General features: G+C 58.7%; 22 protein-coding genes. 13 read left to right on the top strand and 9 right to left on the bottom strand.

Annotation, left to right across the window (positions count from 1 at the left end; translation table 11 throughout):
• Nucleotides 1-3: 3 nt before the first annotated feature.
• From ABIE13_RS08715 to ABIE13_RS08705, 3 genes are all read right to left on the bottom strand, one after another.
• On the bottom strand, nucleotides 4-273 hold the full coding sequence (locus ABIE13_RS08715) for an MmoB/DmpM family protein (RefSeq protein ID WP_354442739.1): 270 nt from the start codon (nucleotides 271-273) through the stop codon (nucleotides 4-6).
• A gap of 68 nt (nucleotides 274-341) precedes the next feature.
• Nucleotides 342-1340, bottom strand: a complete 999-nt coding sequence (locus tag ABIE13_RS08710) for an aromatic/alkene monooxygenase hydroxylase subunit beta (protein ID WP_354442738.1) — start codon at nucleotides 1338-1340, stop codon at nucleotides 342-344.
• A gap of 69 nt (nucleotides 1341-1409) precedes the next feature.
• A complete protein-coding gene (locus ABIE13_RS08705; protein WP_354442737.1) occupies nucleotides 1410-1685 on the bottom strand; it encodes a phenol hydroxylase subunit in 276 nt (91 codons plus the stop codon).
• Nucleotides 1686-1947: 262 nt separating this feature from the next.
• On the opposite strand from ABIE13_RS08705, the gene ABIE13_RS08700 reads away from it, so the two are divergent.
• A complete protein-coding gene (locus tag ABIE13_RS08700; protein WP_354442736.1) occupies nucleotides 1948-3633 on the top strand; it encodes a sigma 54-interacting transcriptional regulator in 1686 nt (561 codons plus the stop codon).
• Between the two features lie 43 nt (nucleotides 3634-3676).
• On the opposite strand, the gene ABIE13_RS08695 is transcribed toward ABIE13_RS08700, so the two are convergent.
• Nucleotides 3677-4678 (bottom strand): LysR family transcriptional regulator, encoded by a 1002-nt coding sequence (locus ABIE13_RS08695; protein ID WP_354442735.1) that lies wholly within the window; start codon nucleotides 4676-4678, stop codon nucleotides 3677-3679.
• A 143-nt stretch (nucleotides 4679-4821) separates the two neighbouring features.
• Between ABIE13_RS08695 and ABIE13_RS08690 the strand changes: the two genes are divergently transcribed.
• From ABIE13_RS08690 to ABIE13_RS08655, 8 genes are all read left to right on the top strand, one after another.
• The gene (locus ABIE13_RS08690) at nucleotides 4822-6027 is read left to right on the top strand and encodes a muconate/chloromuconate family cycloisomerase (protein ID WP_354442734.1); all 1206 of its coding nucleotides are present in this window, start codon (nucleotides 4822-4824) and stop codon (nucleotides 6025-6027) included.
• 87 nt (nucleotides 6028-6114) lie between these two features.
• The gene (gene catA, locus ABIE13_RS08685) at nucleotides 6115-7050 is read left to right on the top strand and encodes a catechol 1,2-dioxygenase (protein ID WP_354442733.1); all 936 of its coding nucleotides are present in this window, start codon (nucleotides 6115-6117) and stop codon (nucleotides 7048-7050) included.
• Between the two features lie 288 nt (nucleotides 7051-7338).
• Nucleotides 7339-8115 carry a 1,6-dihydroxycyclohexa-2,4-diene-1-carboxylate dehydrogenase gene (locus ABIE13_RS08680; protein WP_354442732.1) on the top strand — a complete coding sequence of 259 codons (777 nt, stop codon included), beginning with the start codon at nucleotides 7339-7341 and terminating at the stop codon, nucleotides 8113-8115.
• Between the two features lie 82 nt (nucleotides 8116-8197).
• Nucleotides 8198-9025, top strand: coding sequence for a 3-oxoadipate enol-lactonase (gene pcaD, locus ABIE13_RS08675; RefSeq protein WP_354442731.1), 828 nt, complete (start codon nucleotides 8198-8200; stop codon nucleotides 9023-9025).
• Between the two features lie 15 nt (nucleotides 9026-9040).
• Entirely contained in the window at nucleotides 9041-9319 is a 279-nt protein-coding gene (gene catC, locus ABIE13_RS08670) for a muconolactone Delta-isomerase (RefSeq protein ID WP_354442730.1), read from the top strand.
• Nucleotides 9320-9414: 95 nt separating this feature from the next.
• Nucleotides 9415-10761 carry an MFS transporter gene (locus ABIE13_RS08665; RefSeq protein ID WP_354442729.1) on the top strand — a complete coding sequence of 449 codons (1347 nt, stop codon included), beginning with the start codon at nucleotides 9415-9417 and terminating at the stop codon, nucleotides 10759-10761.
• Nucleotides 10762-10770: 9 nt separating this feature from the next.
• Nucleotides 10771-12093, top strand: coding sequence for a GTPase (locus ABIE13_RS08660; RefSeq protein WP_354442728.1), 1323 nt, complete (start codon nucleotides 10771-10773; stop codon nucleotides 12091-12093).
• On the top strand, nucleotides 12090-13691 hold the full coding sequence (locus ABIE13_RS08655) for a dynamin family protein (protein WP_354442727.1): 1602 nt from the start codon (nucleotides 12090-12092) through the stop codon (nucleotides 13689-13691). The genes ABIE13_RS08660 and ABIE13_RS08655 overlap by 4 nt, the downstream gene beginning before the upstream one ends.
• Before the next feature lie 275 nt (nucleotides 13692-13966).
• On the opposite strand, the gene ABIE13_RS08650 is transcribed toward ABIE13_RS08655, so the two are convergent.
• Entirely contained in the window at nucleotides 13967-14911 is a 945-nt protein-coding gene (locus ABIE13_RS08650; protein ID WP_354442726.1) for an alpha/beta fold hydrolase, read from the bottom strand.
• A gap of 65 nt (nucleotides 14912-14976) precedes the next feature.
• Here ABIE13_RS08650 and ABIE13_RS08645 point away from each other — a divergent pair, with 65 nt between their 5' ends.
• From ABIE13_RS08645 to ABIE13_RS08630, 4 genes are all read left to right on the top strand, one after another.
• On the top strand, nucleotides 14977-16035 hold the full coding sequence (locus ABIE13_RS08645; RefSeq protein ID WP_354442725.1) for an aldo/keto reductase: 1059 nt from the start codon (nucleotides 14977-14979) through the stop codon (nucleotides 16033-16035).
• A 6-nt stretch (nucleotides 16036-16041) separates the two neighbouring features.
• A complete protein-coding gene (locus tag ABIE13_RS08640) occupies nucleotides 16042-16533 on the top strand; it encodes an aminoacyl-tRNA deacylase (protein ID WP_354442724.1) in 492 nt (163 codons plus the stop codon).
• Between the two features lie 288 nt (nucleotides 16534-16821).
• Entirely contained in the window at nucleotides 16822-17454 is a 633-nt protein-coding gene (gene plsY / locus ABIE13_RS08635) for a glycerol-3-phosphate 1-O-acyltransferase PlsY (protein WP_354442723.1), read from the top strand.
• Nucleotides 17451-17804 carry a RidA family protein gene (locus tag ABIE13_RS08630; protein WP_354442722.1) on the top strand — a complete coding sequence of 118 codons (354 nt, stop codon included), beginning with the start codon at nucleotides 17451-17453 and terminating at the stop codon, nucleotides 17802-17804. Before plsY ends, ABIE13_RS08630 begins: the two co-directional genes overlap by 4 nt.
• A 52-nt stretch (nucleotides 17805-17856) precedes the next feature.
• On the opposite strand, the gene ABIE13_RS08625 is transcribed toward ABIE13_RS08630, so the two are convergent.
• From ABIE13_RS08625 to ABIE13_RS08610, 4 genes are all read right to left on the bottom strand, one after another.
• Nucleotides 17857-18519 (bottom strand): retropepsin-like aspartic protease family protein, encoded by a 663-nt coding sequence (locus ABIE13_RS08625; protein WP_354442721.1) that lies wholly within the window; start codon nucleotides 18517-18519, stop codon nucleotides 17857-17859.
• Entirely contained in the window at nucleotides 18516-18914 is a 399-nt protein-coding gene (locus ABIE13_RS08620) for a GFA family protein (protein ID WP_354442720.1), read from the bottom strand. Before ABIE13_RS08620 ends, ABIE13_RS08625 begins: the two co-directional genes overlap by 4 nt.
• 62 nt (nucleotides 18915-18976) lie before the next feature.
• Nucleotides 18977-19462, bottom strand: a complete 486-nt coding sequence (locus tag ABIE13_RS08615; RefSeq protein WP_354442719.1) for a YajQ family cyclic di-GMP-binding protein — start codon at nucleotides 19460-19462, stop codon at nucleotides 18977-18979.
• Between the two features lie 21 nt (nucleotides 19463-19483).
• Nucleotides 19484-19750, bottom strand: a complete 267-nt coding sequence (locus tag ABIE13_RS08610; protein ID WP_354442718.1) for a DUF2164 domain-containing protein — start codon at nucleotides 19748-19750, stop codon at nucleotides 19484-19486.
• Between the last annotated feature and the right edge of the window lie 44 nt (nucleotides 19751-19794).

Raw genomic sequence — 19794 nt, 5'->3', positions numbered from 1 at the left:
CGGTCAGCTGTTCCAGCTGAGGGTGAACTCATCGTCGGTCTCGTCGATGTAACCAGACAGGGTTATCAGGTTCACCTGCATCTCCTGCAGGTCGAATGCGCGGCCCAGCTCTTCTTCGATGGTGCTTTTGCGGATAACCATGCAGTGAGGCACGTCGATCTTCACCATCGCTGGTTGCTCATTGACGATGGCGCCAGGGTTGTCCGCCACGATGGCGTTGACGACGGCGCGCGTTTCTTCGTTGCGCTGGAAGGCGATGAATACGTTGGACACAGGCACTCCTGTTCAAGCGTTTGGAAATGGGAAATTTGAGGGGGTTGGGCTTGGAACGTAAGCACGTTCTAAGCCGAAACCTGCAAGCCAGCCTTGGCCATGCGCGTATCGAGTGCGGCGGCCACGCGCTCCAGCGCTGCGTTCGCTCCTTCTCCCAGGCCCAATCTGGCAACAGGCTCAAGCGCTTCAAGCGAGCGAGTGCGCCAATGGGCGTACCACTGCAATAGCAGGGTCTTGTTTTCAGGGTTCTCCGCTGCCGCTGTTTTGACAATGGAGTCGACCCACTTGCACGCATCCTGAAACCACTCGGCCTGAAAGCGCGTGAGCATGGCCACTGCCGGGCCTGCTCGCTCAACCAGGGCGTTGTCGACTTCCTTGTAGGCCAGTCCGAACAGCAAACCGTCCAGCACAACGTTTTGCGCCATATAGAGTTCGAACCAATCTTTCACGACCAAGGTGTCTTCCACCAGACGCCGCAGGCCTTGCCATGCTGGAGCTTCCATCCAGGCATGTTTGGCGGCCTCCAGATCGCCCTGTTGGCCAAGGAGCAGACCCAGGCGTGTGAGGTATTGCGCAATGCCTAGTTGGTCCATCGCTGCATAGAGGCAGGGCTGGGTGATGGCGGTGCCATAACCGTAAGCGCATTGGGAGGCGCCGTTCAGATTGGCACCCCAGGCCACATGGCGAAGCGGTACATAGAAGTCCAGCGCAGTGCGGCGTGCGGCGTCATCGTATTGGTCCGCGAGTCCACGTGTTTCGACGAACTCGAAATCAGACTCGGCGGTTTCCTGCATGCGAGCGCGGGCTTGTGTGTAGGTGCCGTAGTAAAGCTGGCGCGGGTCCTTCAACGCGTACCAATCTGTCATGGTGATCCTGGTGCGCGTGGGATCGAAGATCTCGTGTTCTGGATCCCAGGTGGGGCGGTAGTGGAAGTTCGCGCTGGCTTGAACATCCATCGTGCCCTCCAGGTAGCGTGAAGCGGCTTTGTCCGCGCCCAGGCGCTCGGCAATGTTGGCGTAGGTCTGCCGCAAGGGCATGATGCTGACGGTTCTAAGATCGATTTGCATGACAAGATGTCTCCTTCTTTGGTTTTGATGACGGTTCCGATTCAGCAGGGCAGGGCCCTTCGAATCTGTTCACGGCTCGTGGCGAAAATGCTGGTCTCGCGCTTCCCGCAAGCTCCAATCCCATTCGTGCGCAGTAGTGCCAGCAGCGTTTTCTGGAAGAGCGCCCTCGGTTGGCGTCACTTGCTGGTCTTTGCAAAACTGCTCAAACTGCGCCTTCGGAAGCACCAACTCCACGAACAGCTGCGGCTCGCCCAAGGCGAATTCCAGCTCGACCATTCCGTCGGCGCGAGCTTTGATCACGCGAATGAAGCGTCGGTTGGGATTGAATGCAAGGGCTTCGATCATGGTGGTTTGACTCCTTGCCCAGGACAGTTGCATGCCTCATGCCACTGTCGCCATGAAATGAAAAAATATCGATAAATCTAGGGAAAACCATGAAAAGATCAGTGGTCTTGAGGACGATCCCCCTGAGAAACTAACTATCCTGAGAAGCGACTTCCATCTCAAATTCATGATTTGAAGCAATGCTGCTATCCGCATTTCATGATTTGATGAAGTTTTGGGATGATTGATTTTTTGCTTCGTCTAAAAAAATATCGATAAAAATATGGCTACCCCACAATTGCCCAGTGATCGTGACTTGCGTCGGTTGGTTCAGTTTTCAAGCGGCGACGGCCGTATCTGGCTGGCCGGGCAGCGCATGGTGTTGGTACACGCCGCGGCCCTTAGCTCGTTACGGCGAGAGCTGATCAACACGATCGGACCCAATGCCACGCGGAGGTTGTTGCTTCGCGCGGGGTTTGCCGCTGGGGAGCAAGATGCCGCTCTGGCCCGCCAGATCCGCACAGGCCGGCCGTTGCAAGAGATGTTTGCGGTGGGGCCTCAACTACATATGCTGGAAGGATCGGTTCAGGTAACCCCGGAGTTGTTGAACCTTGATCCTGAAGCCGGCAGCTTTCACGGAATTTTTCGTTGGGATCACTCGTGGGAGGTGGAAACCCACGTGCGAGATTTCGGTCCGCAAGCCGAACCCGTATGCTGGATGTTGCTGGGGTATGCCTCCGGATACACAAGCGCTTTTATGGGGCGTCCCATCCTTTATAAGGAGGTGGCTTGTGAAGCCTGCGGCGCAGCGAGTTGCCGCATAGAAGGGCGACCGGTAGCCGAATGGCCTGATGGCGAACAGCTCTCGCGTGATTACGATGCGGACTCCTTGCTGCTCAAGCTGGAAAGCTTGGCATCAGAGGTGCAGTCACTGCGCAGCAGCCTGCAGGCTGCTGATGATCTGGGGCCGTTAGTGGGCCATTCGCGTGCTTTCAATGCGGCCTTGGATTTGCTCCGCAAAGCCGCTGCTACCAACGTCACTGTGCTGCTCACTGGCGAGACGGGGGTTGGCAAGGAGCGCTTCGCCCGTGGCTTGCATGCCATGAGCGCCCGTAAAGATAAACCTTTCATTGCCGTCAACTGCGCCGCGTTGCCAGGCGATCTTATCGAGTCAGAGCTATTCGGCGCAGAGAAAGGAGCCTATACAGGCTCAACAGGCAGCCGGCCTGGCCGGTTCGAGCGCGCTGATGGTGGCACTCTGTTTTTGGACGAATTGGGAGAGTTGCCCCTGCCGGCACAGGCGAAGCTGCTGCGTGTATTGCAAGATGGCGCAGTCGAGCGGCTGGGCGCCACGCAGGTCCGCAAGGTCAATGTGCGCATTGTGGCTGCCACCAACCTCGACTTGGTGGAGGCCGTGAAAAGCGGGCGCTTCCGTCAGGACCTGATGTACCGCATAGATGTCTACCCCATCCCCATACCGGCACTGCGGGAGCGTCCAGAAGACATCGAACCATTGGCCTTGCATCTTCTGCAACGCTTTACGAGCTTGCATGAGAAGGCCGTTCCGGGATTTACAGATCGCGCGCTGGATGCGTTGCGGCACCATGATTGGCCTGGAAACGTACGCGAGCTGGAAAATCTGGTGGAGCGGGGGGTGATCCTGGCCGGTGCTGGTGAGATGGTCGATGCATGTCATCTGTTTCCATCCCTGCCACGCCGCAGCGAGATGACGGTGAATCAGGCGGGGCGGCTGGAGCGGAGCGAGGGAGGGCCGGCTGCCACGGTGGCCCGAGAGGCGCTTGGCAAGGGCGTCAACCTGGAGGATTTGGAGTCAGAGCTGATTCAAGCGGCTATGCAGGCCAGCGAAGGCAACCTCTCTGCGGCTGCGCGCATGTTGGGGCTGACGCGGCCGCAGATGAGTTACAGGCTGGAGCGCATCAAGGCCAGGAATGCAGATTCAGCAGAGTAGTGCGGTCTGCGTCCGACGCCTGGATTGACTCAGGAGTTGGCAGCTACGGTGAAAACGGCGGTGAATTCAATGGAGGGCCCAAAGGTGAGAGCATGTGCTCGTCATTTTTTGCAATCTCTTGAATCGGCGAGAAGCCATTGGTCTCAAAGACGAGCCATGACGGATTTTGAGCGTACATCTCTGCTATGAACTGCTTGATCGCCACCACATACCAGGAGTCATCGTTCAGCCGATGGCTGAGGATGATGGGCGAGGTGGCCTGCTCATCTGCGATCAACCGGTAGACCACGTCCGAGCGTAATCGTGCAGCCGCTGGCACGATGCACACGCCCATTTCCGCTGCGACCAGGCCCAGGGCCGCTTGCAGTTCGCGCACTTCGTGTATTTCAGCCAGCGGTATACCTTGGTCGTGCAGCAGGCTGATGACATGGTCAGCGAAGCTCGGACGTGGCTCTTTCGGGTAGACGATCAGCCTCTGATCTCCCAAGTCCCTCAGAGTCAGGTTCTGCGGCGTGGTCGCCAGTGGTGAGCTGGGTGGCACGGCCAACACCAGCCTTTCTTCGTGCAATACCGTGCGTGCCACCGAGGTGTCGCGGCTGCGGATGCGGCCAAAGCCCAGATCGATGCGGCCAGATTTCAGCTCGGTGATTTGCTGTATGGAGCCCAGCTCTACAAGATGAACGTCGGTCTCCGGGTACCGCTGGCGAAACATCCGGATTAGCATGGGAAGCCCGGCATAGAGAGTAGAGGCAACAAAGCCTATTGAAATGGACTGACGCAGGCTGAGTGCTGACTGCTTGGCACTGTTTTTCATTTGCTCGACACGGTGCAGTACCTGCAACGCCTGCTCGTGAAAAATGCGGCCAGCTTCAGTCAGGCGCACGGGCCGGCTGTTGCGCAATATCAGTTGAATGCCTAGTTCTTCTTCAAGCAACTGGATCTGCCGACTCAGCGGTGGCTGAGCGATATGCATCTGCTCCGCAGCACGGGTGAAGTTCCTCGTGGCGGCCACGGCGACAAAATAACGTAGTTGGCGTAGATCCATAAGGGAAAACCACTAGGACCTGTATCCTGAGATCGCAAGTCCTTGTTCTTTAGATATTAATTGCCAAAGAATACCAAAAAGGTATCGAGCTAGACCAAATTGGTGTTGGATTGCATGCGGGGTGCTGGCGTCCAATTCGCTTCATGCAACAAAATTCATGTCAACCGGAGAATCCAGGCTTTGCCGCCGCTACCGGGTCCGTCGTCATTGACAAGGTCGAAACCATGCTGGTTGACCTGCCCACCATCCGCCCGCACAAATTGTCGATGGCGACCATGAGCGGCCAGACACTGATGCTGGTCCGTGTTCGATGCTCGGACGGCACGGTCGGTATCGGCGAAGGCACGACCATTGGCGGTCTGGCCTATGGCGGCGAGTCGCCTGAAGGCATGAAGCTTGCCATAGACACCTACTTTGCACCGGAAATGATAGGCGCCGACGCCAACCGCGTACCTGCATTGATGGCGCGCCTGCATAAGGGCATACGCGACAACCGTTTCGCCAAGTGCGCCGTTGAGACGGCATTGTTCGACGCGCTCGGCCACCGTACGGGCTTGCCTGTCTCTGAACTGCTGGGCGGGCGGCTTCGTGATCGGCTGCCAGTCGCCTGGACACTGGCCTCCGGCGACACCGGCCGCGATATCGAGGAAGCGATGAACATGCTGGCTACGCGCCGCCACCAGATCTTCAAGCTCAAGATTGGTCGTAAATCTGTACGCGAAGACGTCGCGCACGTGGCCGCCATCAAAAAAGCGCTGGGTGATCAGGCCTCGGTGCGTGTGGACGTCAACATGGCCTGGACAGAGCTGGAAGCCCACCATGGTCTGCCCGGCCTGGTTGATGCCGGCTGCGAACTGGTCGAGCAGCCGGTGGCCAGTGTCGATGCGCTTGCACGGCTGACAGGCAAGTTCCCCATCGCCGTGATGGCAGACGAATCCTTGATGGGTCCGGCCACGGCCTTTGCCATCGCCCGCAACGCTGGCGCAGATGTCTTTGCCATCAAGACCGAGCAATCGGGCGGGTTGCAGGCGGCGCAGCACGTGGCGGCCATCGCCGATGCAGCGCAGATTGAGCTTTATGGCGGCACCATGCTGGAGGGGGCTTTCGGTACCATTTCATCTGCGCACGCTTTCTCGACTTTCAGGCAGCTTCAATGGGGAACGGAGCTGTTCGGCCCGCTGCTGCTGACGGAGGAGATCCTGACGCAGCCCCTGGAGTACAAGGACTTCCATCTGACAGTGCCCACAACGCCAGGGCTGGGCATCCAGCTCGACGAAGACCGCGTGCTGCACTTTCGCCGCGACCGGCCACGCAAGGTGGTTGGACCCGCAGCGACACCGGCTGTCTGAGCGCAGCGGCGCCATTGGACACCGTCCACATCACAGCAGCCGACCTCACGACCTCTCAAGCATTTACCCCACGAAACGGAGACCATCATGACGACTCGAATCTTCAACACACCCGAAGTGCAGGACTTCCTCCGCCTGGCCAGTGGCCTGAAGCAAGACGGCGGAAACCCGCGCACCAAAGAGATCATCCACCGCATCTTGTCCGACCTGTTCAAGACCATTGAAGATCTGAATATCACATCGGACGAATACTGGGCGGGCGTGGCCTACATTAACCAGCTCGGCACGCGCAGCGAAGCAGGACTGCTGTCACCTGGCCTGGGTCTGGACCGCTACTTCGACATGCGCATGGATGCCGAAGACGCAGCGCTAGGCGTTACAGATGGCACGCCGCGCACCATTGAGGGGCCGCTGTATGTGGCAGGTGCCCCGGTCGAGCAAGGCTTTGCACGTTTGGACGACGGCAGCGACAAGCAGGGTCACACGCTGATCATGCACGGCACTGTTTACGCAGCAGATGGCAAGCCGGTGAGCGGCGCCACTGTGGAAGTCTGGCATGCCAACACCAAGGGCTTCTACTCGCACTTCGACCCCACCGGAGAGCAGCAGCCTTTCAATATGCGCCGCACCATCGTCACAGATGCGGACGGCCGCTACAAGTTCCAGAGCATCGTGCCCATGGGCTACGGTTGCCCACCAGACGGCCCAACGCAGGCGCTGCTTAACCAGCTGGGTCGCCACGGCAATCGTCCGGCGCACATACATTTCTTCGTCACAGCCGACGGACACCGCAAGCTGACAACGCAAATCAACATCGACGGAGACCCGCTGGTGTATGACGATTTTGCTTACGCCACCCGGGACGGGCTGGTGCCACCACTGGTAGAGCAAACCGATGAAGCGCGCATCAAGGAAGAGGGTTTGACTGGCCCATTCTCCGAGATCGTTTTCGACATCAAGCTGAGCGCATTGGTCAACGGCGTAGACAACCAGATCGTCGACCGCCCGCGCCTGGCAGCCTGAGGCTGAAGCGGCTTCAACCCGCCGGATTTTTTGGGTCAACCAGGAGCTCGCACGGCCTATCGAAGGTGAGGACTTGTCGCCCGGAAGTGGGCGGCTGGACGCGGCTACGCGCTGCTATCTGATTGCTCAGTAGCTGCGTGTTCACATCTGCCTTCCCTTGTGCGACGGCGGCCCACGGTGTCCTCGGTGCCAAGGGTTTCGAAGTTTCTGAACATCAAACCCGCGCATTTCTCGCTACGACCTTTTTGCCGCCAACGATTCATAGGCGGCCCGAACTGAAGAAAAAATATGAGCAAGACTTTTGAAGGCCAGGTGATGATCGTCACCGGGGCCGCGCAGGGCATCGGACAACGCGTGGCCGAACTCGCCGCCCAGCAGGGCGCACGCCTTGCGTTGGTGGACCGTTCCCCATTGGTGCACGAAGTGCGTTCAAGCCTGGAGAAGCTCACGGACGTGATTGCCATCGAGGCCGACCTGGAGCAGTTCGAAGGCGCCGAGCGAGCGGCAGCCGAGGCCCACGCCAAGTACGGCCGCATTGACATCCTGGTCAACAACGTGGGCGGAACGATATGGGCCAAACCCTATGAACATTACGCGCCAAAAGAAATAGAAGCTGAAGTGCGTCGATCGTTGTTCCCCACGCTCTGGGGTTGCCGGGCAGTGCTTCCCTACATGCTCGAAGTGAACAAGGGTTCCATCGTCAACGTGTCGTCCATCGCTACGCGCAGCGTCAACCGCGTTCCTTACGGTGCAGCCAAGGGGGGAGTGAATGCATTGACCGCATGCCTGGCGCTTGAAAACGGCGACCGGGGCATTCGCATCAATGCGGTGGCAGCAGGCGGAACAGAAGCACCGCCGCGCCGCGTGCCGCGCAACCCGGCCGAGCAGAGCAGCCAGGAGAAGATCTGGTACCAGGAGATCGTGGACCAAACCGTCTCCAGCAGTCTGATGAAGCGCTATGGAACGCTGGACGAGCAGGCCGAAGCGATTCTGTTCCTGGCCTCGGACCGCGCGTCCTATATCACCGGCACCGTGCTTCCCGTGGGCGGTGGCGATCAAGGTTGACCAGGACAAGTGCAGGCGCCTGCCGATGCATTCACCTGCAGCTGTGATCGCTCCGTGAACACTCGCCAAAAGACGGCAAACCATGACGATTGAACAACACGCATCACCTTTCTTCTTGCCCACGGTTCGCGGCCAGTTCCGTGTCGCCATCAATGGCGATGCCTCGTTGCCCACATTAATCCTGAGCAATTCGCTGGGTACGACGCTGGAAATGTGGGAGGCACAGGCTGCGACGTTTGCGGAGAATTACCGCGTGGTCCGCTACAACACACGGGGCCACGGTGGCAGTCCGGTGACCCCTGGGCCCTACAACGTCGACGATCTGGGTGCGGACGTGTTGGCGATTCTCGATGCCTTGGACATCGAAAAGGCTTCGTTTTGCGGCATCTCCATGGGAGGTCACACCGGACTCTGGCTAGGTGTGCATGCGGGCCACCGTTTCGATGCCATCGCTGTCTGCAACAGTGCGGCCAAGATTGGCATAGCTCAGGGATGGAGCGAACGCGCTGCCACGGTACGTGCCAATGGCGCAGGCGCGATGCAAACCCTTGCTGATTCAGCGCCTGGCCGATGGTTCACTGAAGAATTCATACGCAGCCATCCAGAAGTCGTTCGGCTTGCGCAGGGCTGGCTTGGCGGCATCGCGCCAGAGGGTTATGCCGCGTGTTGTGAAGCTTTGGCCTTATCCGATCTGCGGGGCAGCATCGGGCGAATCGCCACGCCAACCTTGCTTCTCGCCGGCGCATCAGATCCGGTAACGACCGTGGCCGACGCCGAGGCCATGTGCGCTGTCATATCAGGCTCAAAGCTTGCCGTAGTACCGGCATCGCATCTCTCAAATCTCGAAGCGCCGCAAGCCTTTGAGCATGCCCTGGCAACTTTCCTCGCCGAATCGGTGCCTTCCATTTAACTACTCAAGACATTCATGCTCTACCTCGTTCACATGATCGTTGACATACCGGCATCTCTGCCGGCCGAAGAAGCCGCGCGCATCAAAGCAGAAGAGAAAGCTTATTCGCAGGCTTTGCAGAAATCGGGCAAGTGGCCACACCTCTGGCGCGTGGTGGGCGAGTATGCCAACTACAGCGTGTTCGATGTGGCCAGCAATGACGAACTGCACGACACGCTGAGCAAATTGCCGCTGTTTCCCTTCATGAAGATCACCGTGACGCCTCTGGCCAAACACCCATCGTCCATCTTGTGAGCGTGGCTTAACCCACACCGCGCCCCCCATCAGCAAGAAAAACTGAACCCCACCCTCTCCAAGGGTGGGCGGCAAACTGTTCTGGAGACTGTTTAATGACCACTGCTTCTCAACTCACCATACCTTCGTTGATAGACAACGAACGCATGGGTGCTTTTCAATGGCGCGTCATCGCGTTGTGCTTTCTCATCGCGCTGTTTGATGGTTTCGACACTCAAGCCATCGCGTTCACGGGGCCGGCCATCCTGGCTGCCTTCAATCTGCCACCTGGCTCGCTGGCGCCTATTTTGACGGCCGGCATCGTTGGCATGACCCTGGGCGCGATGACGCTCGGTATGTTGGGCGACAAGCTCGGCAGGCGGCCGACCATCATGATCAGCCTGGCGATTTTTGGCGGCGCGACGCTGGGCACTGCATGGTCCGCCGATACCAATCACATCCTGATCCTGCGATTTATCGCGGGCATTGGCATGGGCGGTTGCACACCAGTATTGCTGGCGCTGGCAGCGGAATATGGCCCGGCCCGTCACCGCGGCGCGATCATGACTGGCGTACTGCTGGGCTTGCCTGCTGGCGCGATGCTAGGCGGTTTGCTGGCCGCGCGCATGCTGCCCGTGATCGGCTGGCAAGGCATTTTCATCGTTGGCGGCGGCGTGCCGCTGGTCATGTTGGCATTTCTCGCTTTCCTGCTGCCTGAGTCGCTGTACTTCCGTGCATCGCGTGGGGACTCTACGGGCCAGCGCTACATTGCCAGAATTCTTGCGAAGATTGTCAGCCATCCGCTGCCGGCCAACGCGCGGTTCACGGTTCCGGAATCGTCTACAGCACGGGCCAGCGTGCGCGCGCTTTTTGCAGACGGCAATGCGCGCAACACCACTGCCATCTGGGCCATCTACCTGCTGAACTGGGTGGCTTGGTTCATGCTGCTGTCATGGTTGCCTACCGTGCTCAAGGCCGGCGGCCTGCCTGCGTCAGAAGCGCCTTTCGGTACTGTTATTGTCAACGCTGTGTTCATCATCTGTGCCATTCCGTTGTCGTTCCTGTTGCCACGCATCAATACTCGCCGCCTGCTGATGGTGATGTTCGCCTGCGGCATTGCGGTTGCTATCGGCTTGAGCTTCGCCGGTCAGAACTGGCCGCTCGTTTTCGCACTCGCAGGAGCCGCTGGCTTCGGTATAGGTGGCCAGCAGATTGCACTGAACTACCTTATCGCGGGTGCTTATCCCACGGCTTTGCGCGCCACTGCCACCGGTTGGTCCATCGGGATGGGTCGCACGGGCGCCATTGTGGGCTCCGCCATAGGCGGCAGCTTTCTGGCTTGGGGCGGTCCGAATGGGTTCTTCCTGGCGCTGGCCGTTCCGCTCATCGGCGCAGCGATCGCCGTACTGGCCCTGAAGCTCAACCACTCGACCGCGGGCGCCGCTTCGTCGGGCGGGCACTGACATCAACCGATGATGCATTTTCCTGACCGTCCAGACCAAGAACAAACTCGGCGCCTTCTCCAGGACTCTGGGGCTGTCGTAGCAGTGTTGCCGGGGCGCGCACACGACCTGGCGCGGCTGGGTCTTTTGGCGGACAGGACGCGGCCACCCGTGGTCACTGTCATAGGCAAGTACAACCACGGCAAGAGCCGTCTTCTCAATGAGTTGATTGGCCATACCGCTTTTGCAGTTGCTGACAAGCGAGAGACGGTTGAGCTTTCTGCTCACGTGCACCAGGGCGTGCAGTGGTTGGATGCCCCCGGGCTCGACGCTGACGTGGGCTCGGTCGATGATGAACATGCGCTGCAGGCCACCTGGCTGGAGTCGGACATTCGTTTGTTCGTGCACGCAGTCAAGGAGGGCGAACTGGACGCCAGTGAACGTACGCTGCTTGAAGCGCTGCACTGCGACGGCTTGCGCTACGGGCGACAGACGCTGCTGGTGTTGACACAGATTGATCAACTCTCCAGTGACGATCAGTACCGCAAAGTGGCGGATACCATCGGGTCTCAGGCACCCGCTTTCGGGGTGCATCCGGTGTCCAGTACGCGGTATCGACAAGGCGTTGAGGGCGGCAAGACGCTGCTGCTGGAGCGCAGTGGCATCCCCGCGCTGCAGCGGGTTTTGCAGGGTGCGCTGGAACGCGTGCCATCTGCTCGCGCGCACGAAGCGCAACTGCTCTTAGGTGACGTCCGCAGCGAATTGACTCAACTCGTTGATGAACGGCTTGCGCGGGTTTGCGACCTGCGTGCCCAACAAACACAGCAGCGCCAGCGGTTTGATTTCGATTTACTGGCGGTGCTGGACAAAGTCGCGCTTGATATTCGGGCCCTGATCGATGTTCCCGGCCCTGACCATTCTCTGACACCTGATTCCTTTGCCGAGCAGTTCAAGATGACGCCTGGCAAGCGGGAGCGCAACCGGCTGCAGGTGGGCTATTCGAAAGCTTGCATTGAGATCAATGCAGTCCTCATCAAACACGGCGTCTCCGAGCTGCCGCAGGCACAGAGAACCTCTGTGCGCAGCCTGGACAACGTCATGGTTGCCGTGATGGGGGTCTATGTGAAGTACCGCAAGGATCTGAACCAGATATTCTGCGAGGAAGCGGGGCGCGCGAGAATGCAATGCGAGTTTGCGCGCTACTTTGAGTTGTCGCCGGACCGGGTGGAACTGGCTGCAGAAATTTCTGCTGCTGCCGGTGCGGTAGATGCTGCGCAGCGGGCGCTGGTGGCTCTGGAGACGCTCGAAGCACGGGCATCTGCGCTTGAAATGTCTGGTGGATCAACTGCATGAGCCAAGCCAGCGTCAATGAGCTGCGCCTCATCGAAGCGGCGGACGGCATCGAGCTGACCCAGGCTGACCTAAGTGATGTCACGCAAGCGCTGAACAGTTGGTTGTCTTCTCTAGCCAGGGCATTGAACCAGCATCAACTCCAGAGACCAACGTCTTTGCGGGGAGGTCATGCGCTACTGACGCGGATCGAATCCATCAACGCCCTGGTAACGGAGAGTGCCGGAGATTGGAAGAGGCAATGGACGGCGCTGGCACCAGCGCAGAGGCTTAGCCAAGCCTTCGATGACAAGGTCATGCTGCTGGTCTTTGGCAAGTTCAACGCTGGAAAAAGTTCTTTGTGCAATCTTCTGGCTGGCCGCTTCGCCGCGCATGGAAGGTCTGTCGCCTATTTTCATTTGGAAGACGGGCGCGTCGTCTGGACTGCGCAGGCTCTTGATGAGGGTGCGACAGAAACCACAGCCCGTGTGCAGGGCGTGAGTCTGGGACAGCGCCTGGTGCTGCTCGACACTCCAGGCCTTCATTCCGTCACGCCTGAGAACGCTGAACTCACCCAAAACTTCACTGACAGCGCCGATGCCGTTCTATGGTTGACCAGCTCCACCTCACCGGGGCAAGTGCAAGAGCTCGGCGAACTCTCTCGTGAACTGCATCGTCACAAACCTCTTTTGCCCGTCATCACGCGCAGTGATGTCATAGAAGAAGACGAAGTTGATGGCGAGATTGTCAAGCTGTTGCGAAGCAAGACCCCGGCCAATCGCCGGCTGCAGGAAGGTGACGTGCACCTGCGCGCGCAGGAAAAGCTGCGGCAGATGGATGTGGCCACTTCCTTGCTGAAGCCGCCTGTGTCCGTCTCTGCCCACGTGGCGCGTGAGCAGGGTGAGACCGAAGAAGCTCTGGCGCAAGGCGGTTTTACAGATTTCTATGCGGCTTTAGTGGACTTGGTTGAGCCCGCGCTGGCGTACAAACAGCGCAAACCCGCTGAAGTTTTGCTGCATCACCTGGAAGAAAACGTGCTGGGTGCGCTTGGGTCCCGGCTGCTGCCAGAGTTGTCGCAGCTGCTGGGGCAGCTGTTGCAGGAGCGCGAACGCCTTCAGGCCCTTCAAACGCGCATAACGACTTTGGTGTGGCGCCAAGTGGCGTCTGAAGTGCCGCGCCTGCTGGAACAGCATGAGTCTGCGTTGGATGTCCGCGGTTTGTGTGGCGCGCTTCAAGCCTTGTTGCAGGAGAGCTTGGCGAACGAGCTTGCATCCCAGCTCGGTGATTATGAGGTTGAGGCGCTTGGTGTTGAGGACGATCTGGCTATCGAACTACCCCCCGGTTCTGGTTACGTGGTGGTGGATGCCAGCCCGGATCTGCCTGCGGTCGATGGAAGCCCACCAAGTCAGGCGACCAAAGTCGTCAGCCACGAGCACTTGCACGATGCGCTGCAAAAGGCTGTTCACCTGCAATTGACGCACTGTCTTGAAACGGTCTTCACGCGATATGGCAAAGCGCTCGACGGCATCGAAAATTCAACGCATGCACTGCAAGCGCTTGTCTCGCACCACCGTGACACATTGCAGGAGATCAAGGCCAGCCTGCGCGCCGCCAGTGTTTGACGCGCAAGCGGCGGCTCAGGTGCAGTCAAGCGCACATTGACTCATTCGGTCGTTCGACATCGGAGTTTCTCCCTCTCCCGCACGCGGGAGAGGGAGAAGGAGAGGTGGCAAGATCAGACGGCCGCGGAGCAGGCCATGCGGAAGTAGCCGCGGAGCTGGCTCTGCCAGGCCGCTGGCTGCGTCCCCCTGAGGGGGAAGGCGCGTTAGCGCCTCAGGGGGAGTCTCATTCCCCAGGCCGCTGGCTGCGTCCCTGAGGGGGAAGGCGCGTAAGCGACTCAGGGGGGAGTCAGAAATGCTTCAAGCAGCCCCGCCAAAACCTTAGGCTGGTCATGGTGGAGCATGTGACCAGCATCTTGAATTCGCTCACGCTTCAAGTTCGGCACGTGGGCGATGCGCTCATCAAACTCGGCTTGTGTGTAGCGACCTCTCCATGCGTCTTTCAGACTGCCATCAGAGGCTTCCACCATCAGCATCGGGGCGGTAATACGCTTGTATAAGGCCACCATTTCCTCCACGCGGAAAAGCTGCGCGGTGGTGATGCGGTGGGCGCCATCTCCCAGGATCTCCCACCGTGTGCTGCCATCGGCCTGGGTGCGCGGCTCAGACCAGTAGCGGGCTAGCCAGTCGGCTTTGTCCTGGGGCAGGCGTTGGTTGGTTTTCATCAGGCGGGCAGCGACACCAGCCTCGTTCTCGTAGGTTCGCAGCATGTCTTTGCCCGCGTGCAAACTTTTGATCTCGTCAATCCATTTTCCATAGCGAGAAGGGGCCTGGTCCGACTGCGTGGCGGGCATGCCGAAGCCTTCCAGATTGACCAGGCGCCGAATACGGGTAGGGCGTACGCCGGCATACATGGAGGCAACATTACCGCCCATGCTGTGGCCAACCAGGTCTATGGGCTGATCGCCCACATAGTGGTCAAGAAGTACTTCCAAATCGCCCAGGTACTCCGGGAATTCGTAGTGATCGGTGGCTGGGCCGGTGGTCTGCCCAAAGCCTCGCCAATCCGGTGCGATGATGGTGCGGCCCGCGAAAAATTCAGGGGAAAGCGCGTCCACCATGAATTGATAGGATGCGGCTACATCCATCCATCCATGCACCAACACCAGAGGGGGCAGGGCGCTGTTTGGGTCTGAATTGGCGTTGCCCCAACGTCTGACGTGATAGCGGTGAAAACGGACGGGAACGAATTCGCTGCGAGAGGGGCGCGTGACTTGGTACATTGCGCCATTATCCAAATTTGGAAAGCGGTACGATGCCGCCAAGCTTGAACTCAGCTCTCACTTCTATGCAAACCATCACCCTAGGACGCAGTGATCTGCGCGTGACCCCCATCTGTCTTGGCACCATGACCTTTGGCCAACAGGTCGAAGAAGCCACTTCGCATGCCATCATGGACCGTGCGATCGAGCGCGGTGTCAATTTCCTTGATACGGCCGAGATGTACCCCGTGCCGCCAAGCGAGCCTACTTACGGCCGTACGGAAACCTTTATCGGCAATTGGTTGAAGGCCCGACCTGGCATGCGAGAGAAGATCGTGCTGGCCACCAAGGTGGCAGGGCCGTCGCGCGGTATGCCCTGGGTACGTGCAGGGCAGGGCCTGACGGCGGCAGATATTGAAGCATCGTGCAATGCCAGCTTGAAGCGGCTGCAGACGGATGTGATTGATCTCTATCAAATTCACTGGCCAGAGCGCCATGTCCCGGCCTTTGGGAGCATGTATTACGACCCGAAGCGCGAAAAGTCCGCTACGTCCATCGAAGAACAACTCCAGGCCCTGTCCAAGCTCGTCAAGAGCGGGAAAGTGCGTTACATCGGCCTTTCCAATGAAACGCCGTATGGCGTGCACGAATTTGTGCGCCTGGCCGAGCAACATGACTTGCCCCGTGTGGCCACAATTCAAAACCCGTACTGCCTGATCTCACGCGCCTATGACAACGGTCTGGACGAGACCTGCCATCGGTTGGATGTGGCTTTGCTGGCGTACTCTCCGCTGGGGTTTGGTTTACTCAGCGGCAAGTATGACGCCACCGGAATTCACGCCGCAGACGCGCCCGTGGGCCGCATGAGTCTGTTCGAACGCATGAAGAGCCAGCGCTGGGGCTTGCCTGCGGCGCTGGATGCGTCTCGCCGGTACAACCAACTGGCGCGCGACCATGGTTTGACGCCCACCCAGTTGGCGCTTGCCTTTTGCTACCGCTCATGGCGCGTGGCCAGCACCATCATCGGCGTGACCACCATGGCGCAACTCGAGGAAGACCTGGACGCGTGGGACACTCAACTCTCGCCAGAACTGCTGGCGGAGGTAGACAATATCCGTCTGGAAATGCGCGACCCTGCACAATGAGAAGTCATGAGCAAACGCAGCCACGTCAGTGAAACACCCGCTACCGCGCTGCTGCGGGCGCAAGGAGTGGCATTCACGGAGCATCCTTACGAATACCTGGAACACGGCGGGGCAGAACACAGCGCCGAGGTGCTGGGTTTCGATCCGTTTACCGTGGTCAAGACCTTGGTCATGCAGGACCAGGATGCCAAACCACTCATCGTGCTGATGCATGGCAACCGCAAGGTGTCGACCAAGAACCTTGCGCGCCAGATAGGCGCCAAATCCGTGGAGCCCTGTCAGCCAGAAGTCGCTAACCGCCATAGCGGATTTCTGGTGGGCGGCACCTCACCCTTTGGAACGCGGCGCGCCATGCCTGTGTATGTGGAAGAAACCATACTGGCGCTACCCCGAATTGCGATCAATGGTGGACGGCGTGGCTACCTGATTGGCATAGACCCGCAGGTGTGCGTTCAAGTGTTGAACGCCAAGCCTGTCCAGTGCGCTATTGATCTATAGGCTCTGCTTGTAGTTATTATTGGATAAGTGCTATTGAGATCTTCATAAATCATGACAAATACCCGCTTGCGCTGAGCAAACACCCGTTCGGGCTGAGCTTGTCGAAGCCTTGCGCGGCGCTTCGACAGGCTCAGCGTGAACGGTGATAGGTTGGTTGTCATGAATTACGAAAACATCAGTAGGGACATCTCCAGAAATTGAGAAATTGATGCAGGGATGGGAGCAGGCTGATCTGCAGCCTGTATAGGGGCGTTGTAGCCCGTCATAACTTTAGAAATAAGAGAGACTGTGCAAACACTTTGGCCCTTGCTTGCAGCGCTGCTTGCCTATTTGATTGGCTCGCTTAGCTTCGCCGTTATCGTCAGCCGACTCATGGGGCTGAGCGACCCCCGTAGCTACGGCAGCAAAAACCCCGGTGCTACGAATGTGCTGCGCTCTGGGTCCAAGGCCGCGGCCATCGTGACCTTGCTGCTGGACGCCGCCAAGGGATGGTTGCCGGTGATGCTCGTCAAATGGTTTGGCGCGTCCTATGGTCTCGGGGAAGGCACGCAAGCCCTTGTGGGGGTTGCGGCGTTTCTGGGACATCTGTATCCGGTTTTCTTCGGTTTTGCGGGTGGCAAAGGCGTGGCCACAGCGGCCGGTGTTCTTTTGGCATTCGAGCCCTTGCTGGGCGTGGCTACGCTGGCTACGTGGCTCATCATTGCGTTTTTCTTTCGCTATTCCTCGCTCGCTTCCATGGTAGCTGCGTTGTTCGCACCCGCGTACTACTTGATGGGTGACGGCGTGGCGTGGAATTCTGCTGGCGCCAAGACACTGGCGATGGCCGCGATGGGGGTCTTCCTGATCTACCGCCACCGTGAAAACATCAACCGCCTGATGGCGGGCACAGAATCAAAGCTAGGAAAGAAAAGTAAGAAATGAGCGAACTCCAACGCATCGGCATGGGCCCACGCCTTTCAGAGGCGGCTATTTTCAATGGCGTGGTCTATCTGGCAGGCATGGTTCCCGAGAACGGCGCCACAGACATCCGTGGCCAAACGGCAGACGTGCTGGCGCAGATTGATCATCACCTGGCCACCTGCGGCAGCGACAAGACCCGCATACTGCGTACGCAGATCTTTCTGACCGACATCGCAGATATTGCCGCCATGAACGAAGTCTGGGACGCCTGGGTGGCTCCTGGCAACGCGCCTCCTCGCGCGACCGTGCAGGCCCCGCTTGCAGATCCGGCTTGGAAGATCGAGATCGTGGTGACTGCAGCGCAAGCCTGAAGCCTGGAGACCGTCCCTTCCACTGTGGGTAGGGAGGACAAGAGACGTAGAGTCAGCGCCTGCTGAGGGTCATCTGGTCTGCGTCTCTGCGCATATTGAAGCGGTTCAAGAAGCTGTTACCCAGTAGCACGGCGGGCATGGCCATGGGTGTAATGACGGCTTCTACGTCATACACAGTGACATCACCCACCCGGATGCTGTGCAGCCTCATGCGCCAACCTTCTGCCACACCGTTGGCGGTGCTTATGCGCACAGGGTTGCCTGATTTGTAGTCCAGGTTCAGGCGATCAGCCTCAGCTTTGCCCAGTGCCACACTGGAGGCGCCGGTATCCACCAGGAACTGTACCGGCCGGTTATTGATGCTGCCCATGGTCACAAAGTGCCCCCGGCTGTCTGCGGACAGGCTAATGCGGTCACCGCTACCGGTGATGGGTGCACCACCCACGTTGACCGGCGTTTCTCCCACGCGCAGGGTGCGCTCCTGCCCGTTAATGCTGACCACCGCCTGATTGCCACTGGTTGAAATGACGCGCACCCCGCCTACTGAGCTTCCAGGTGCCGCACTGCGCGGTGCCCCACCGTCCACGATAAGCAGCGCCCGATTACCCAGCATTCCCTGCAGCGAAACCGTGGTCTGAGCGAATGCGTTGGCGCCTGGCAGCAACGCGAACAATGCAACAACCGGAGCGCAGCGATGGAGCATGGCCAGAGTCATGCCTCAGGTTCAAACTGATCAAACACTTGCTGACCGGTCAATTTTTTGGTCTCATTCTTCAGCGCATAAAAGGGCGGCTGTTCGTCCACAAAAACCTCATTCGTTAGCTCAAACGCACGGTCCTGAAACAGCCCGGCAGTCAGGATGTATTCGTTGGCCGGCAAGAGGAAATAGAACAGGTGTGTGCCACAGGTGGGGCAAAAACCGCGTTCTGCCCAGTCAGAGGAGCGGTAGCGCACGGGTTCGGCCCCACTGAACTCCACTTGTGATCCGCAGTGGACTGCAAACATGGGGCCGCCCGACCAGCGCCTGCAATTGGTGCAATGGCACAGGCCAACTTCTTGCTGATCATTGGCCACGACTTCGATGGCGCCGCAAAGACACTTGCCTTTCATGGGTTCCCCTGTATCAGTTTTCAGTTGGGCTGAAACACACCTTGTGCAATGAAAAAAACCGATTAATCCCGGAAGTTATCGAAACTCAGCGGCAAGTCGGCCATTTCCTTGCGCAGCAAGGCCATCACGGCTTGAAGGTCGTCTCGCTTGGTACCGTTGACGCGTACCGCATCGCCCTGGATGGAAGCTTGCACCTTCAGCTTGCTTTCCTTGATGATCTTCTGAATTTTCTTGCCGTCTTCCGTGGCAATGCCGTTCTTGACGGTGATCACCTGCTTGACCTTGTCGCCGCCCATCTTGGTGACTGGGCCCTTATCAAGAAAGCGCACGTCCACATTGCGCTTGGTGAGCTTGTTGCGCAGCACGTCCTCGACCTGCTGGAGTTGGAAATCAGCGTCACCCAGGAGGGTGATTTCCTTGTCTTTGAGCTCAATGGCGGCAGAAGTACCCTTGAAATCGAAGCGGGTGCCAATTTCCTTGGCCGTGTTTTCCACCGCGTTCTTGACTTCCACCATTTCAGGTTCGCAGACGGTATCGAATGAGGGCATGTTGGGGTCCTTTTGTTGGGCTTACTTGATGGGGCGTTGGCGTTTGCGCCAATACTGAAATTCGTCCTCGTGCACTTCCAGATCGAGTTCTGAGACACGCTGCTGAAGGCGCTCCTGGACATCTGCCACCGCCTGGTTATAGACCAAAGGGCCGACTTCTTCCAGGAAAAAGCCAAGCAGACCGCTTGCCGCGATGTTGCCGATACACTCTTCCATGTTTTCTTCGAAATAGCGCATGATCGAAGTCACTGCTTGCTTGCGCGCTTCAGGTGCGATCTCAATGGTCATGACTGAATAAGCCGAAATAAGCGACTGTGCGGACGCGATGCGAC

The organism is Ottowia thiooxydans (genome assembly GCF_040548795.1).
GTDB classification, from domain to species: domain Bacteria; phylum Pseudomonadota; class Gammaproteobacteria; order Burkholderiales; family Burkholderiaceae_C; genus Ottowia; species Ottowia thiooxydans_A.
This window is presented reverse-complemented; position numbering and strand designations above follow the sequence as displayed.

What these genes read in the sequence shown, in the direction of transcription:
- ABIE13_RS08615 (WP_354442719.1), bottom strand. Translation starts at nt 19,462, where the DNA reads ATGCCCTCATTCGATACCGTCTGCGAACCTGAAATGGTGGAAGTCAAG.
- ABIE13_RS08705 (WP_354442737.1), bottom strand. Translation starts at nt 1,685, where the DNA reads ATGATCGAAGCCCTTGCATTCAATCCCAACCGACGCTTCATTCGCGTG.
- ABIE13_RS08690 (WP_354442734.1), top strand. Translation starts at nt 4,822, where the DNA reads ATGCAACAAAATTCATGTCAACCGGAGAATCCAGGCTTTGCCGCCGCT.
- ABIE13_RS08710 (WP_354442738.1), bottom strand. Translation starts at nt 1,340, where the DNA reads ATGCAAATCGATCTTAGAACCGTCAGCATCATGCCCTTGCGGCAGACC.
- ABIE13_RS08655 (WP_354442727.1), top strand. Translation starts at nt 12,090, where the DNA reads ATGAGCCAAGCCAGCGTCAATGAGCTGCGCCTCATCGAAGCGGCGGAC.
- pcaD (WP_354442731.1), top strand. Translation starts at nt 8,198, where the DNA reads ATGACGATTGAACAACACGCATCACCTTTCTTCTTGCCCACGGTTCGC.
- ABIE13_RS08640 (WP_354442724.1), top strand. Translation starts at nt 16,042, where the DNA reads ATGAGCAAACGCAGCCACGTCAGTGAAACACCCGCTACCGCGCTGCTG.
- ABIE13_RS08610 (WP_354442718.1), bottom strand. Translation starts at nt 19,750, where the DNA reads ATGACCATTGAGATCGCACCTGAAGCGCGCAAGCAAGCAGTGACTTCG.
- ABIE13_RS08680 (WP_354442732.1), top strand. Translation starts at nt 7,339, where the DNA reads ATGAGCAAGACTTTTGAAGGCCAGGTGATGATCGTCACCGGGGCCGCG.
- catA (WP_354442733.1), top strand. Translation starts at nt 6,115, where the DNA reads ATGACGACTCGAATCTTCAACACACCCGAAGTGCAGGACTTCCTCCGC.
- ABIE13_RS08665 (WP_354442729.1), top strand. Translation starts at nt 9,415, where the DNA reads ATGACCACTGCTTCTCAACTCACCATACCTTCGTTGATAGACAACGAA.
- ABIE13_RS08700 (WP_354442736.1), top strand. Translation starts at nt 1,948, where the DNA reads ATGGCTACCCCACAATTGCCCAGTGATCGTGACTTGCGTCGGTTGGTT.
- ABIE13_RS08645 (WP_354442725.1), top strand. Translation starts at nt 14,977, where the DNA reads ATGCAAACCATCACCCTAGGACGCAGTGATCTGCGCGTGACCCCCATC.
- ABIE13_RS08650 (WP_354442726.1), bottom strand. Translation starts at nt 14,911, where the DNA reads ATGTACCAAGTCACGCGCCCCTCTCGCAGCGAATTCGTTCCCGTCCGT.
- catC (WP_354442730.1), top strand. Translation starts at nt 9,041, where the DNA reads ATGCTCTACCTCGTTCACATGATCGTTGACATACCGGCATCTCTGCCG.
- ABIE13_RS08660 (WP_354442728.1), top strand. Translation starts at nt 10,771, where the DNA reads ATGATGCATTTTCCTGACCGTCCAGACCAAGAACAAACTCGGCGCCTT.
- ABIE13_RS08620 (WP_354442720.1), bottom strand. Translation starts at nt 18,914, where the DNA reads ATGAAAGGCAAGTGTCTTTGCGGCGCCATCGAAGTCGTGGCCAATGAT.
- ABIE13_RS08695 (WP_354442735.1), bottom strand. Translation starts at nt 4,678, where the DNA reads ATGGATCTACGCCAACTACGTTATTTTGTCGCCGTGGCCGCCACGAGG.
- ABIE13_RS08630 (WP_354442722.1), top strand. Translation starts at nt 17,451, where the DNA reads ATGAGCGAACTCCAACGCATCGGCATGGGCCCACGCCTTTCAGAGGCG.
- ABIE13_RS08625 (WP_354442721.1), bottom strand. Translation starts at nt 18,519, where the DNA reads ATGACTCTGGCCATGCTCCATCGCTGCGCTCCGGTTGTTGCATTGTTC.